Origin of the sequence: Arthrobacter sp. MMS18-M83, from assembly GCF_026683955.1 — a bacterium.
Lineage (GTDB): Bacteria > Actinomycetota > Actinomycetes > Actinomycetales > Micrococcaceae > Arthrobacter.
Genome location: NZ_CP113343.1, coordinates 1,450,798 through 1,464,460, shown reverse-complemented (window position 1 = coordinate 1,464,460; position 13,663 = coordinate 1,450,798). Strand labels below are relative to the sequence as shown.

Annotated in this window: 15 protein-coding genes; 10 read left to right on the top strand and 5 right to left on the bottom strand. The window is 64.9% G+C overall.

All coding sequences use genetic code 11. The features are described 5' to 3' along the window. Nucleotides 1–8: 8 nt before the first annotated feature. From iolG to OW521_RS06855, 9 genes are all read left to right on the top strand, one after another. On the top strand, nt 9–1,022 hold the full coding sequence (iolG, locus tag OW521_RS06895; protein WP_268024028.1) for an inositol 2-dehydrogenase: 1,014 nt from the start codon (nt 9–11) through the stop codon (nt 1,020–1,022). Nucleotides 1,023–1,024: 2 nt separating this feature from the next. After that, entirely contained in the window at nt 1,025–1,804 is a 780-nt protein-coding gene (locus OW521_RS06890) for an SDR family oxidoreductase (protein WP_268024027.1), read from the top strand. Continuing rightward, entirely contained in the window at nt 1,801–2,688 is an 888-nt protein-coding gene (locus OW521_RS06885) for a sugar phosphate isomerase/epimerase family protein (protein WP_268024026.1), read from the top strand. Before OW521_RS06890 ends, OW521_RS06885 begins: the two co-directional genes overlap by 4 nt. Then, the gene (locus OW521_RS06880) at nt 2,685–3,710 is read left to right on the top strand and encodes a Gfo/Idh/MocA family protein (RefSeq protein ID WP_268024024.1); all 1,026 of its coding nucleotides are present in this window, start codon (nt 2,685–2,687) and stop codon (nt 3,708–3,710) included. Before OW521_RS06885 ends, OW521_RS06880 begins: the two co-directional genes overlap by 4 nt. Then, a complete protein-coding gene (locus OW521_RS06875; RefSeq protein ID WP_268024022.1) occupies nt 3,710–5,203 on the top strand; it encodes a CoA-acylating methylmalonate-semialdehyde dehydrogenase in 1,494 nt (497 codons plus the stop codon). The genes OW521_RS06880 and OW521_RS06875 overlap by 1 nt, the downstream gene beginning before the upstream one ends. An 81-nt stretch (nt 5,204–5,284) precedes the next feature. Further along, complete coding sequence (locus tag OW521_RS06870; RefSeq protein ID WP_268024021.1) at nt 5,285–5,740, top strand: SRPBCC family protein; 456 nt, start codon at nt 5,285–5,287, stop codon at nt 5,738–5,740. Next, nucleotides 5,737–6,279: a GNAT family N-acetyltransferase gene (locus tag OW521_RS06865; RefSeq protein ID WP_268024020.1), complete on the top strand. Its 543-nt coding sequence runs from the start codon at nt 5,737–5,739 to the stop codon at nt 6,277–6,279. Before OW521_RS06870 ends, OW521_RS06865 begins: the two co-directional genes overlap by 4 nt. A 10-nt stretch (nt 6,280–6,289) precedes the next feature. Continuing rightward, nucleotides 6,290–6,514 carry a helix-turn-helix domain-containing protein gene (locus OW521_RS06860; protein ID WP_442781228.1) on the top strand — a complete coding sequence of 75 codons (225 nt, stop codon included), beginning with the start codon at nt 6,290–6,292 and terminating at the stop codon, nt 6,512–6,514. 7 nt (nt 6,515–6,521) lie between these two features. Next, nucleotides 6,522–6,986, top strand: coding sequence for a Clp protease N-terminal domain-containing protein (locus OW521_RS06855; protein ID WP_268024018.1), 465 nt, complete (start codon nt 6,522–6,524; stop codon nt 6,984–6,986). An 18-nt stretch (nt 6,987–7,004) separates the two neighbouring features. Here OW521_RS06855 and OW521_RS06850 read toward each other — a convergent pair whose 3' ends face one another. The 4 genes from OW521_RS06850 to OW521_RS06835 all read right to left on the bottom strand — a co-directional run bounded on the left by OW521_RS06850 (nt 7,005) and on the right by OW521_RS06835 (nt 11,108). Further along, a complete protein-coding gene (locus OW521_RS06850) occupies nt 7,005–8,537 on the bottom strand; it encodes an HNH endonuclease (RefSeq protein ID WP_268024016.1) in 1,533 nt (510 codons plus the stop codon). 88 nt (nt 8,538–8,625) lie between these two features. Beyond that, on the bottom strand, nt 8,626–9,027 hold the full coding sequence (locus tag OW521_RS06845) for a VOC family protein (RefSeq protein ID WP_268024014.1): 402 nt from the start codon (nt 9,025–9,027) through the stop codon (nt 8,626–8,628). A 9-nt stretch (nt 9,028–9,036) separates the two neighbouring features. Continuing rightward, entirely contained in the window at nt 9,037–10,404 is a 1,368-nt protein-coding gene (locus OW521_RS06840; protein WP_268024012.1) for a sensor histidine kinase, read from the bottom strand. Further along, nucleotides 10,401–11,108, bottom strand: a complete 708-nt coding sequence (locus OW521_RS06835) for a response regulator transcription factor (protein WP_268024010.1) — start codon at nt 11,106–11,108, stop codon at nt 10,401–10,403. The genes OW521_RS06840 and OW521_RS06835 overlap by 4 nt, the downstream gene beginning before the upstream one ends. Before the next feature lie 166 nt (nt 11,109–11,274). Between OW521_RS06835 and OW521_RS06830 the strand changes: the two genes are divergently transcribed. Then, complete coding sequence (locus tag OW521_RS06830; protein ID WP_268024008.1) at nt 11,275–11,790, top strand: hypothetical protein; 516 nt, start codon at nt 11,275–11,277, stop codon at nt 11,788–11,790. A 96-nt stretch (nt 11,791–11,886) separates the two neighbouring features. Here the strand turns inward: OW521_RS06830 and OW521_RS06825 are convergent, their stop codons facing one another. Next, nucleotides 11,887–13,473, bottom strand: a complete 1,587-nt coding sequence (locus OW521_RS06825) for an MFS transporter (RefSeq protein ID WP_268024006.1) — start codon at nt 13,471–13,473, stop codon at nt 11,887–11,889. Nucleotides 13,474–13,663: the final 190 nt, after the last annotated feature.

Below are 13,663 nucleotides of genomic sequence, written 5' to 3'. Positions count from 1 at the left end.
ACCTCCACATGTCTACTGATCGCCCCCTCAAAGTTGCGCTGTTCGGATCGGGCCGCATCGGCCAAGTCCACGCCCGGAACATCGCTGCCCACCCAGACCTGGAACTGGCATGGATCGCCGACCCCTTCATTGACGGAGCACGGAAGTTGGCGGCTGAGACGGGCGCTGTCGCTGTCGAGTCGGCCGACGAAGTTTTCGCGAACCGTGACCTTGACGCCGTCGTGATCGGCTCGCCCACCAGCACGCATGTGGACCTGATTTCGCGCGCCATGGCGCAAGGCGTGGCGGCCCTCTGCGAGAAGCCAATCGACCTCGACATCGAACGTGCGCTCGCTTGCCGCGATGCGATCAAGGGCAACAACACGCCCCTCATGCTGGGGTTCAACCGACGCTTCGATCCCCACTTTGCGGCCATTCAGTCCCGTGTCGTAGCGGGTGAAATCGGGCGCCTCGAACAGCTGACCATTATCAGCCGCGATCCCGCACCTGCGCCGGCGGCCTACATTGCCACCTCTGGCGGGATCTTCCGGGACATGAGTATCCACGACCTGGACATGGCTAGGTTCTTCGTGCCTGACATCATCGAAGTGTCAGCCACCGGCGCCAACGTGTTCTGCGACTACATCGAGGAAGCCGGGGACTTCGACTCGGTAACCATCATCCTCAGGGGACGTGACGGCGAGCTGATCAGCATCACCAACTCCCGCCACAGCGCCTACGGTTACGATCAGCGATTGGAGGCGTTCGGTAGCGAGGGAATGCTCAATGCCAGCAATGTCAGCCCGACGACGGTCCGCAAGTTCGGGGCGGCCGGCACCGAAGAGGCGGATGCTTACCTGCCGTTCTTCCTGGAGCGTTACGCCGAGGCTTACCGGAACGAGCTGGACAGTTTCGCGAAGGCGATCCGCGCGGGTGCGGCTTGCAGCCCGGGATTCGACGACGGTCTGCAGGCACTCGTGCTGGCCAACGCGGCCGAAGAGTCCGCCCGTTCCGGCCGCGTCGTCAAGATCGGGCAGCCGTAGCCATGCCACTTCTCCAGGACAAGGTGATTCTCATCAGCGGAGGCACCCAGGGTTTGGGGGCCGGAGTCGCGAGACGTGCGGCGGCCGAGGGTGCAGCCGGGATCGCCGTCACAGGCCGCAACGCCGAAACGGGTGAAAAGCTCGCCGCGGAAATTTCAGCCACCGGCGTCGAGACACGGTTCATCAAAACCGACCTCGCCGACGTCGAACAAGCCCGGAACTCGGTGCTCGAAACTATCTCGGCCTTCGGGCGCCTCGACTGCACCGTCAACGCCGCCGGCCTGACCACCCGCGGCACCATGCTGGACACCACGCCCGAGCTCTTCGATGCGCATATCGCGGTGAACCTGAAATCGCCGTTCTTCATCATGGCCGAAACCATCAAGCATCTTCGTAGCAGGGGTGTGCCAGGAAGCATCGTGAATGTCATCTCCATCGCCGAACTCGGCGGCCAGCCGTACTTGGCGGCGTATGTGGCGGCCAAGGCGGGCCTGGCCGGGGCGACCCGCAATGCCGCGCACGCCCACCGCTGGGACAAGATCCGCATCAACGGCCTAGACATCGGCTGGACCGCCACGGACGGCGAAGCCGAAACCCAAAAGAAATTCCACGGCGCGGGGGAGGACTGGCTGGAGAAGGCCAACGCGTCCGTCCCCATGGGAAAGCTCGGACAAGTGGACGAGATCGCCGAATTCATTGTCTTTCTCCTCTCCGGCAGGAGCGGAGTCGTCACCGGCTCGGTCATCGACTGGGACCAAAACGTATACGGAGGATCAGATTGAGCACTATCACCAAGCGCCTAGCCGCAGCACCCATTTCCTGGGGTGTCTGTGAAGTCCCCGGGTGGGGCCACCAGCTTGAGGCCGACAGGGTCTTGTCCGAAATGACGGCGCTGGGCATCAGCGCCACCGAATTCGGCCCGGCCGGGTTCCTGCCCGAACAGGCCGCCCAACGCGCGGCCGTGCTGAAGCAGCACAACCTCCAGGCCATCGGCGGTTTCTTCCCGGTCATCCTTCACGACCCGTCCAAGAACCCCTTGGACGTTGTGTCCGCTGAGCTGGATGCATATGAAGCTGCCGGGGCCAGCATCATGGTCCTCGCAGCGGAGACCGGCGTTGCGGGTTACGACCAGCGGCACGAGCTCGACGCCCAGGGCTGGGAGCTGTTCGGCAAGAACCTCGACGCCGTGGTCAAGGCCGCCGCAGACAAAGGCATCCAGGCCGTGGTCCACCCGCACGTGGGAACCATGATTGAAAGCACCTCGGACGTCAACCGGGTCCTGAATGACACCGCCGCGAACCTGTGCCTGGACACCGGCCACCTGCTCATCGGCGGCACCGACCCGGCGCTACTGGTTCGCGACTACGCGGCGCGCATTGGCCACACCCACCTGAAGGACGTGCGCAAGGCTATCGCGCAGCGCGTCCAGGCCGGCGAGATCTCCTACACGGACGCCGTCAAGGCAGGCATGTACGTGCCGCTGGGGCAAGGCGACGTCGGCATTGCCGGTATCGTCAGGGACCTGCTGGACGCCGGCTACCCGGGGTGGTTCACCATGGAGCAGGACACTATCCTCGAATCCGAACCCACCGATGAAGGCCCGGTCCGGGACGTCCGTCAGTCCGTGGCCTTCCTGCGTCAACTGGAAACGGAAATCAACCGATGAGCGCTGTCCGCTGGGGAGTGCTGACCACGGCACGGATCGCCCAAGGTAGGTTCCTGCCCGCCATGAGCCGGGCTCGGAACGCCGTGGCGTCGGCCATCAGCAGTCCGAACGGAAAGGCAGCCGAAGTTGCAGAGCGCTTCGGCATTCCGGCAGCCTATTCGTCACACGAGGAATTGCTGGCCGATCCAAGCATCGAAGCCGTCTACCTGCCGTTCCCTAACTCGCTGCACGCCGATTGGATCGTGGCCGCCGCCGAGGCAGGGAAAGACATCCTTTGCGAGAAGCCACTCGTCGCCAACACCCACGACTACCGCCGGGTCCTGGAAGCCTGCGAACGCAACGGGGTGAACCTGATGGAAGCATTCATGTACCGCTTCCACCCTCAGCACCAGAAGGTGCGTGAGTTCATTGACTCGGGCAAGATCGGCGGGTTGGTGTCCATGCACGCCCGCTTCCACTTCGTCATGGATCGAAGCGAAGGCGAGGTCCGCCTCCAGCCGGGAATGGACGGAGGTGCACTCAACGACGTCGGATGCTACGCCGTCGACATTATGAACATGGTCATGGGCCGTGCGCCGCAAACCGTCTTCGGCAAAGGCACAAGCCGCACGGACCAGGTGGAAACGACTGTGGCCGCGATCCTGGACTATGGGGACGTCTTGGGGACGCTGGACTGCGGCTTCGAAGGCCCGCGCACCAACACTTTCCAAATCATCGGTACGAAAGGCCATATCACCCTGGACAAGGCCTTCGACCCGGATCCGGGCGAAATTGCCCGCGTTACCGTGTCATTCCGCGACGGCGGGGCCGAGTCTGTCGACATCGGAGAAGACCCGTTCAAGACGGAAATCGAACGGTTCAGCGCGTGGGTGCGCAACTCCGGACCCGAACTCGTCCACAGGGAATTGACCGAACAGAACCTGGCCGTCCGTCTGGCCCTCCAGGAATCACTCGCCACCGGCTTGCCACGCGATGTCCGCGACGTACATGCCGTGGAGCACCACCTACTACAGGAGCAGTAATGACCATCATCAACCACTTCATCAGCGGAGCCGAGACTGCCGGCAGCGGAACGGGCACCAAGCCCGTCTACAACCCGGCCACGGGTGCCGTAACGGCCGAGTTGCGGTTGGCGAACCGTTCGGATTTGGACGCCACGGTTGCCATCGCCAAGGAGGCCGCGGCGTCCTGGGGCGACATTTCGCTGGCCAAGCGCACAGCAGTGCTGTTCAAGTTCCGTGAACTCGTCGCCGCCCACGTTGACGAGCTCGCCCAGCTCATCACTGCCGAGCACGGCAAGGTCATTTCCGATGCCAAGGGCGAGATCGGCCGCGGCCTGGAAGTCATCGAGTTCGCGTGCGGCATCCCACAACTGCTCAAGGGCGAGTATTCGGACCAGGTCTCCACCGGGATCGATGTGTTCTCCTTCCGGGAGCCGGTCGGCGTCGTTGCCGGGATCACCCCGTTCAACTTCCCGGTCATGGTCCCGCTGTGGATGGCTCCGATGGCGATTGCGACGGGCAACGCCTTCATCCTCAAGCCTTCCCACCGCGTGCCCTCGGCTGCGATGCTGCTGGCCAAGCTGTGGAAGCAGGCCGGCCTGCCGGACGGCGTGTTCCAGGTCCTGCACGGTGACCGCGAAGTGGTCTCCGGGCTGCTGACCCACCCGGACGTGGATGCCATCTCATTCGTCGGCTCCACCCCCGTTGCAAAGCACATCCTCGAAGTGGCCACCGCGCACGGCAAGCGGGTCCAGGCCCTGGGCGGCGCGAAGAACCATGCGATCATCATGCCCGACGCCGACCTGGACAACGCCGCCGACCACCTGGCTGCAGCCGCGTTCGGTTCCGCCGGGCAGCGGTGCATGGCCATCTCCGTTGCGGTCGCCGTCGGCGATGCAGCCGATCTGCTGGTCAAGAAAGTCGAAGAGCGTGCGCTCGATGTGAAGGTCAAGAACGGCACCGAGCCTGACGCGGACATGGGTCCCGTGATCAGCCCCGAATCGCGTGCGTTCATCGTCAAGACTGTCACCGAAGCAGAACAGGCTGGTGCTGCGATGGTGGTGGATGGCCGTGACCTGGTGGTTCCCGGCCATGAAGAAGGCTTCTGGGTCGGCCCCACCGTGATCGATCACGTCAACACTGAAATGAGCGCTTACCGGGAGGAGATCTTCGGTCCGGTCCTGGTGGTGGTGCGCGTGGAGGAGCTGGATGAGGGCATCAAACTGATCAACGCCAATCCGTACGGCAACGGCACGGCGATCTTCACGTCCTCGGGAGCCAACGCCCGCAAGTTCCAGCGCTCCGTGGACGTCGGCATGATCGGCATCAACGTTCCCCTGCCGGTTCCCGTGGCGTACTACTCCTTCGGCGGGTGGAAGGCGTCCCTGTTCGGTGACAAGCACATCTACGGACCCGAAGGCGTGTCGTTCTACACCCGCGGCAAGGTCATTACGTCCCGCTGGCCTGAGTCGGCCCACGCCTCCGGAGCTTCGTACAACTTCCCGTCCAACTAGCATGATCTGCCCAAGTTACGGCTGCGCTGACTCCAGCGCAGCCGTAACTTGGGTAGGGCGAAACAGTGGCAGGATCGAAGCATGACCGTGTCGTTCACCTGCCACACCCACGTCGAACTTGAGCCGGGCGAGCTATTTGACCTCGCGCGGAACGTCGAAGCGCATGTCGGCTCCATGGCCAAATCCCGGGAACGTGCCGTGGCCGGCGTCGTGTCCGGACTGCTGTCCGAAGGGGACGAGGTCACCTGGCAGGCTTGGCATTTCGCCGTACCCTTGCGGATGAGCAGCCGCATCACCCAGTTTCACTTCCCCGAATCCTTCACTGATGAGCAGGTGCGTGGTCCCTTCCGTTTCTTCCGGCACGTCCATGAGTTCATTCCCGACGACGCCGGGACGCTCATGATCGATCGCGTCGAGTTCGCGGCGCCTTTCGGCGTCGTGGGCCGGCTTGCGGAGAAAGCGGTTCTGGGCAGATATCTGCGGAACCTCATTGAGCAGCGCAATCGATATCTTGCCGGCAACGGGGCCGCCGCATGATCAGGGCAGCCCGCCCGGACGAGCTGGAACGCCTGCGCGGCATCGAATTCGCGGCGGGCGAGATCTTCCGCTCATGCGGAATGGACGCCATCGCTGATGACGAGCCGTTGACCGTCACTGAGCTGGCACTCTTCCAAGCGCGCAGCGGTGCCTTGGTGTTTACCGACGCATCGGACGTTCCCGTGGCCTATCTCCTGCTTGAGCACCTGGATGGCAACGCGCATGTGGAGCAATTGAGTGTCCATCCTTCGCATGCGCGGCGAGGCCTCGGGAGTGAGTTGCTTGACGCCGCCGAAAAGTGGGCACACGCCGAGGGGTTGGCGTGGCTGACCCTGACTACCTTCCGCGATGTTCCGTGGAATGCGCCCTACTATCGCCGGCTGGGTTTCGAAGAGCTGGCTCCGGACATGCTCGACGACGGGCTGCGCGGCATCGTGGAGTGCGAGGGCTTGGTGGGCTTGAGCCGGTGGCCGAGGATCGCCATGCGTCGGCGGGTCAGGTCAATTCTCACCTACGAAGATTCCGTCAGTCTGTATTGACAGAATCTTGGTGTCAGTTCAAACTGACACCATGAATGGTGATGAGCTGACTTCCCACATCCCGGCGGCGGACCCAGCAATTGGTCTCCGCGCCGTCGGTGCCCTGCATCGTCTGGCCGAAAAGGTGGAGGCCACCAACGTGGCCCTCGCACGGGAGCAGGGCTGGTCGTGGGAGCAGATTGGCGATGCCTTGGGCGTCTCCCGGCAGTCGGTCCACGCCAAATACGGAAAGTGAGCCTGCCATGTTTGAACGATTTGCCGGCGAAGCGAGAACCGCTGTCCACGCCGGCGCCGAGGAAGCCAAATGCCGAGGGGACCGGAGAATCGGCACGGACCATTTGCTGCTGGGATTGCTCCACGACCCCGGGAGCTGCCGGACTCTCGAGACCGACCTGGAGTCGGCCCGTGCCCAGCTCGATGCCCTCGACCAGGAAGCCCTGGAAGCCGTCGGCATCACGCTGGAGGACTTCGGGCCGCTAAATGCGCCGAAGGGAAGCAGCCGGACCACCTTCACCTCGGCCGCCCGCTCCGTCATTCAGGACTCCTTGATGCTGACCACCCGGGAGAAAGCCCGCAGAATCACCACGCGGCACCTGCTGCTCGCACTGCTGGAGCGGCAGCAACCCGATCCGGCCGCCGTCCTGCTCAATAAGCTGGGCGTGGACACGGCGGCACTGAAGTCAAGGCTGCGGGAACAAGGGTCTTAGGCGGGCGTGTTTGGGCGCCTAGGCTGGCTGCCGTTGCCTGCGCCAGTAGTGCAGGTCCCCGAAACGGTGTGCCGTCGTAGCGGGCGGGTCCGCGCCGGGTGGATTGCTGGCCGCGTGGCCGGTTCCCGGCGGTCCTGTGCCGGGCGGGGGCGGGGCTGTTGATCGGTAGTGGTGTCCGGTGGGGGTGCGGATGTCGATGACGTGCCTGCTCCCGGGGCCTGCTGTTGCTGCGGGTCGTGCTGTCCAGCCGGGGAGTTCTTTGGTGTGGTTGCAGGCTTCGCATAGGCCGGCCCCGTTCGTCAGGTTCGTTGTGCCGCCGTGGTGCCAGGGGATGATGTGGTCGAAGTGCCGGATGGGTGCGTCGCAGTATGGGGTGCGGCAGGTGTCGTCGCGGGCCTGGATGAAGCGCCGCAGCCCGGCCGGGAAGAACCGCGCCCGGGAATCGGCGGCGACGAGTTCCCCGGTTCCGGGGGTGGTGTAGAGGCGCCGGAGCCAGACCTTCAGCTTCCGGTCCTGACCGGTCTGACCGTGTGGCGACCGGTTGTCTTCGCCCTGATTTTGGTTCCCGGTGAGCAGTGTCCGGGCCCAGGCGGCGGGGATGATGCCGTAGCCGGGGAGGCGGGCCGGTTCGCTGTCGCTTTGGATGAGGGTGCGGTCGGTCATGACGAGCTGGATCTCTACCCCGGTGATGCCGCCGGGGGTGCCGGTGGTGCGTTCGGCCAGGGTGTCGGCCATGATCTGGTCCCGGGTCCGGGCGTCCCCGGCGTTGCGGAGGGTGTCGGCGTGGCGGGACAGGGCCGCGTGCACGGCCACGCCTTGGGCGACGGGGAGCAGGGCGGTCAGGTAGGTCATGGTGTCCGGTGCCGGGCGCAGGCTGACGTGCCGTTCGGTGGCGGCGTGGCTGGCGCGCTGCGTGACGGAGCGGGGGTCCCGCCGGTAGGCAGCGGTCCGGGCCGCGGCGGTGATGGTCCGGTCTCCGGCGCCGTCGAAGGTTCCGGTGTCGGCGGCGAGTTCTTCGTCCACGGCGCAGCGGTCTTCGGTGGCCAGGCAGGCTGTTTCCTTCACGAGCAGGGTGGCGCGCCATTCGTTCAGCTGTCCGGTGTCCAGGGCGGCGAGGGTGCGGGGCATTTCGGTCACGAGGGCCTTGGCGAGTCCGAGGAGGCGGGATCCGCGGGCGGGGGATTCCCGCCGGGCCAGAGCAATTTGGGCTCCGACGCCGCGTCCCTGGTCGTCGGCCGGTACGCCCAGAGCTTTCTCGGCGCTGCGCTGGGCGGCGTCGAACGCGACGGCGATCCGGGCCTGTGCCCCGGCGATCGCCGACTTGAGATCCTCAAGACCGCGCAACTGCTCGATCAACTCGGCGCTGTCGGTAAGGTCGGCGCCGTCAGTACGTTCGGTGCCGCTGGCGTCCGGGCGAAGCGAGTTCACGGCACCGATCAGGTCCTCCACACGAAGGCACGGCACCGAGGCGCTCTGGACGGCAGCATCCGGGACTTGGCTGCCCGAAGGCGGGCCTACTCCGATCAGCTGTTTTTCCCGAATGCCGGCCATGACCAAAGCATTCCAGAGGGCACCGACATTAATAGGCCGAAGAATACCTGCCGAGGAAAACCCGGAGATCAGCAGAGCGCCGGGCTCCCTACCCAGCAACCAGTTCGACCTCGTAGCCGTCGGTGTTGACCAGATATGCGGCATAGAGGTCTGCCCCGCCCGCGTGGGGATATTTGCTCTCGAACATCTCGTACCAGCCGGAATCGGCGCCGAGCTCCCGGAGCCTGTCCACGTTCTCCCTTGTGCCCGCATGGAAGGCGAGATGGTTGAGCCCGGGCTCCGTCCTGCGGTGCGTGCTTCCGGTGAGCGCCGTGGACTGCTCAATCACGATGTACGTGGCTCCGAGTTTCCAACTGCAGCCGTCGGGCCACTCCTGGAATTGTGCATAGCCCAGTTCGGCCAGCAGCCAGCCCCACTCTTCCTGGGCGCGGCCGATGTGCGGTACCCAAATCTCAACGTGGTGCAGCGAACCTACTGGAACTTCAGCCATGCCGTGAGTCTACGTTTGCTTGGAGCCCGCCGGAATGCCGGGCAACTCCACCACGAATGCCGCGCCGCCCTCGGGCGCTGTCCGCACGCTGATGCGCCCACCAAGCCGCTGCACGATCCTTGCGGCAATCGACAAGCCCAGGCCGCTGCCCACAGGCCGTTCGCCGCTGTATCTGGCAAAGAGCGCACCGCGTTCAAATGCGACGGCGGCATCCGCCTCCGAAAGCCCCGGTCCGCCGTCGCGCACTTCCACGGTGAGCGCGCCGCTGGCGGGGTATGCCGCGAGCACAACGGGGGATCCCTCGGGAGTCACTCGCAGGGCGTTTTCCAGCAGCCCGTCCACCACTTGGCGCAACCGCTGGCCATCGCTACGGACCGGCAAAGGCCCGGAGGGCAGTTCGAGCCGTCCCGCGATCCCGTTTTGCACACAGACCGCCTGCCAGGCCTGCCAGCTCTCGTGCAGGATCAAGGATGCGTCCACGGGCTGCAGTTCCACACGGAAATCGTCGGATTCAAGCCGTGCCAATTCCAGGAGATCGCGGACGAATCGGTCCAGTCGATTGGTCTCGGCAACTAAGGTCCGCCCGACGCCGTTCACGTCGTCTCCGCTGACCACACCGTCGGCCAGGGCTTCGGCGTAGCCTCGAAGCGCCGTGAGGGGCGTCCGGATTTCGTGCGAAATGGAGAGCAGGAATTCGCGTTGGCGCCCCTCGCTGGTCCGGAGCGCGGCGTCGAGGGCGGCCAAGGCCTGCGAGACCTCCGCCACTTCGGCCGGTCCGCCGGGCGCTACAGGCACGGAACGTTCACCGGCTGCGAGCCGGTGGGCCGATCGCGCCGTGCGCACCAAGGGCCGGCTCAACCATTGCGCCAACAGGCCGCCCGCCACAATGGAGAACACGAGGCAGGCCACGAGGGCAATCAGCATGCGGCTCAGCAGGGGAGCGGCGGCAGCCCGGATTTCGGACACGGGCTGCGCCAGCACTACACCGCCGCCGGCCGCCAAGGGCCGGGCCTCGAGGACCACAGTGTTCTGCGGACCGTCCACGGAGGTGGACACCGATTTTCCGGCCAGCACATCCGCCACGGTCTTCGCATCCACCAGCCTGGCCCCACCGCCTGTCACACGGCCGTCAGAGCCAATCTGGGCGAGCCTCGCGCCGTGAGTGAGTAGATCGGCACGGAGGTCCTTGAGGCTTCCTAGGCTCGTTTGTTTGCTGAGGGAATCGGCCTCAACCGCGAGATACTTCTTTGCTTCGTCCACGGCTGTCGCGTTCACCAGTTGCGCGGCCAGAAGGCCAGCGAGCACGACGGCGACGGTCGCGACGGCGGCGATCACCGCCGTCGTGCGCCCGGCCAGTGTGCCGAACCAGCGCCTCACCGGGCGCCCCCGGCGATTGGGCGATCCCCGGCGACCGCTGAGTACCCGACGCCCCGGCTGGTCGCGATGGGGGAGTGCTCGCCGAGCTTGGCGCGGAGCTGCTCGATGTGCACGTCCACGGTCCGGCCAGCGGCATAACTGGCCTGGCCCCACACGGCAGAAAGCAGTTGCTCACGGGAAAAGACGCGGCCGGGCTGGGCCATGAGGTAGGCGAGGAGGTCGAACTCCGTGGCGGTCAGGGTGAGTTCCGTGGTGCCCGCGCGAGCGGTCCGGTTCAACGGATCCAATTCGATGCTGCCCAGCACCAGCGGTTTGGGCCGTAGGGTGCCTTCCGTCCGACGGAGCACTGCCTTGACCCGGGCGACGAGTTCGGAGGGTGAGAACGGCTTGGTGAGATAGTCGTCGGCGCCCAATTCCAGGCCAAGGACGCGGTCCACTTCTTCGTCGCGTGCGGTCACGAACAGGACCGGCGTCCAGTCCTCGGCCTGCCGCAGCTGCCTGCAGAGCTCGATCCCGTCCATTCCCGGCAGTCCGACGTCGAGGATCACCGCGACCGGCTTGAGCCGCCTGATCTGTGCCAGCGCAGACGTCCCATCGCGCTCCACGTGCACGCCGAAACCCGCGCGGCTCAAGTACAGGCGCTGGATATCGGCGATTGCCTGTTCATCTTCGGCAATCAGCACCAATCCTCGGCTGTCCTCCATGCGTCCATTCAACAGCACGCGCGGACTCCCGGAGTGTCCTTGGCCGCTGACGGCGACGGTTTTACATTCCTCGAACATTGGCCGAACAATCAGTTCATGCCGTCGGACAAGAGTGTTCTGAAGAGAGCTGGTGGATGGGCCGCCGGCCGGAACAAAGGACCTGACCATGGATAACAACACCGCATTCTCCAGCACCCCAACTCAGCGGCGCAAGGGCAGCAAGGCCCGGACCGCCATCGTCGGCGTTCTTGCCGCTGGCCTGTTGCTGGGCGGCGGGGTGCTTGCCGCAAACGCGGCCACCTCCACAAACACGCCAAGCACGACGGCGGCAGCCACCTCCCAGCCCAACGCGACGGCTGCGTCGGCAGCCAAGACGGCCGTGGCGCGGCACCCTTTGGCGGCCGCCCTGCGTTTCTTCGTGAACGGTGACAGCACCAAGCCGAACTACGGCCAACGCGCCGCGAAGGTTGCCACGGTCATCCTGGACAAGCGTCCGAAACTCGCAGCAAAGCTTCCGGCTGCATTGCAGACGGACCTGAAGGCGTTGAAGGACGCCGCGGACGGCGACCGGGTCGCGAAAGCCACCCACATCAAGGACACTGCACTGAACGGCGGCTACGGCCCGAAGATCCAGGCAGAGGCAAAGCGGATGCAAGAGCAGAAAGCTGACCGCAAGGCCTGAACGACAAACAAGGCTGGTTATTTGTAGCGGGATCGCTACAAATAACCAGCCTTGTTCTGCCTGCGCGGGCCGCCCGCAGCCCGCGTCCGCCCTGTGCTAGGCCGGCACGGGGTCCCGGTCCGGCTCCGCCGCTACGAGGGTGCCGTCGTCGAACGGCATTTCGTCCAGATCGATCAACGGGTTGGTGTCCTGAGTCGCCACCAGTTCGCGAGCCTCCGCCGGGGTGTCCACGCTGGGCATGGAACCGGGGAGTGGGCGCTGCGCGGATTCACGCAGGAAGTAGATGGCGATTGCGCCAACCACGGACGTGCCCATGAGGTAGTACGCCGGCATCATGTCGTAGCCGGATGCCTTGATCAAGGCAGCGACAATGAACGGCGTCGTACCACCGAAGATCGCCACGGAGAAGTTGTAGGCGATACCCATGCCGCCGTAACGGCTCGACGTCGGGAACAGTGCCGGCAGTGCCGAGGCGAGGTTGGCCACGTAGAACGTGACGGGGAACGCGACCAGGGCCAAACCGGCAAGGGTGGACCAAATGCCACCGAGCCCGATCAGCAGGAACGCCGGAACCGCGAAGACGACCGTGCTGATGGCGCCGATCCACAGCACAGGCCGGCGGCCAATGCGGTCAGAGAGCTTGCCGGTCAGCGGGATGCAGACGGCCATGATGACCAACACAGGGATGGTCAGCAGAGTGCCGTGAACGGGGTCGTAGCCCTTCGACTCGGTCAGGTAGGTGGGCATGTAGGAAGTCAACATGTAGCCCACGGTGTTGGCGGCTGCGGCGAGGATCATGGCGAGGATAATCTGGGGCCAGTAAGCCTTGACGATGCCGATGGGGCCCTTGGCTACTGCGGCATCGCCCGCTGCTGCGTCCGCGGCGAGGGCTTCCTGGGCATCCAAAGTGGCTTGGAACTGGGGGGATTCTTCGATCTTGCTACGGAAGTACACGGCAATGACGCCGAGGGGTCCCGCGAGGAGGAACGGCAAGCGCCAGCCCCAGTCCTCCATGGCCGATTGGCCGATGGTGAGCTGCAGGATGGACACGAGGGCCGCGCCAAGGGCGAAGCCGATGTATGAGCCCATGTCCAGGAAGCTCGCGAAGAAGCCGCGGCGCTTGTCCGGAGCGTATTCGCTCACGAACGTGGTGGCGCCGGCGTATTCGCCGCCCGTGGAGAAACCCTGGACGAGCTTCAGGATGACGAGCAGTACGGCTGCCCAGATGCCGATTTGTGCGTATCCAGGCAGGAGTCCGACGGCGAAGGTACTCGCCGCCATCAACAGGAGTGTTGTGGCGAGCACCTTTTGGCGGCCCACCTTGTCACCCAGCCAGCCGAAGATTACGCCGCCGAGGGGACGGGCCACGAAAGTTGCGGCGAATGTTCCCAGCAGGAACAGGGTCTGCACGGACTTGTCGGCCTCGGGCAGGAAGACGGGCCCCATGGTGGTGATGAGGTAGCCGAACACGCCGACGTCGTACCACTCCATGGTGTTACCGACGATCGTGCCGCCGAGTGCTTTTTTCAGCATGGGCTGGTTTACGACGTTGACGTCGGATACCTTGAGTCGACGGCGTGTTGGAAGTTTCAATTTTGAGACACCGCGTGGTGAGGTCTTGCTCGTTGCAGCGGCGTTCCTAGCGCCTGCTGAAGAGTCGGTAATGCTTCGGTCTGTGGGCATTTGGGTTTCTCCTAGGGAGATCATTTGCTTGCGACATACAGCTGCTCCGCTCTGGGCAGGGTTTCAATTTTACGCGAGATTGGCCGAAGCGGAGAGCCGGACTCCGAATTTCGAGGCCATTCTGGTCGATTTTCGGCACAAATGCCTGACATCCATTTGCCCTCTACAGCCCCGGAATCACGCGGATTTG

Bases quoted from the DNA above. Each gene is read 5' to 3' on its own strand.
- iolG (WP_268024028.1), top strand. From the start codon at position 9: ATGTCTACTGATCGCCCCCTCAAAGTTGCGCTGTTCGGATCGGGCCGC.
- OW521_RS06890 (WP_268024027.1), top strand. From the start codon at position 1,025: ATGCCACTTCTCCAGGACAAGGTGATTCTCATCAGCGGAGGCACCCAG.
- OW521_RS06880 (WP_268024024.1), top strand. From the start codon at position 2,685: ATGAGCGCTGTCCGCTGGGGAGTGCTGACCACGGCACGGATCGCCCAA.
- OW521_RS06875 (WP_268024022.1), top strand. From the start codon at position 3,710: ATGACCATCATCAACCACTTCATCAGCGGAGCCGAGACTGCCGGCAGC.
- OW521_RS06870 (WP_268024021.1), top strand. From the start codon at position 5,285: ATGACCGTGTCGTTCACCTGCCACACCCACGTCGAACTTGAGCCGGGC.
- OW521_RS06865 (WP_268024020.1), top strand. From the start codon at position 5,737: ATGATCAGGGCAGCCCGCCCGGACGAGCTGGAACGCCTGCGCGGCATC.
- OW521_RS06855 (WP_268024018.1), top strand. From the start codon at position 6,522: ATGTTTGAACGATTTGCCGGCGAAGCGAGAACCGCTGTCCACGCCGGC.
- OW521_RS06850 (WP_268024016.1), bottom strand. From the start codon at position 8,537: ATGGCCGGCATTCGGGAAAAACAGCTGATCGGAGTAGGCCCGCCTTCG.
- OW521_RS06845 (WP_268024014.1), bottom strand. From the start codon at position 9,027: ATGGCTGAAGTTCCAGTAGGTTCGCTGCACCACGTTGAGATTTGGGTA.
- OW521_RS06835 (WP_268024010.1), bottom strand. From the start codon at position 11,108: ATGGAGGACAGCCGAGGATTGGTGCTGATTGCCGAAGATGAACAGGCA.
- OW521_RS06830 (WP_268024008.1), top strand. From the start codon at position 11,275: ATGGATAACAACACCGCATTCTCCAGCACCCCAACTCAGCGGCGCAAG.
- OW521_RS06825 (WP_268024006.1), bottom strand. From the start codon at position 13,473: ATGCCCACAGACCGAAGCATTACCGACTCTTCAGCAGGCGCTAGGAAC.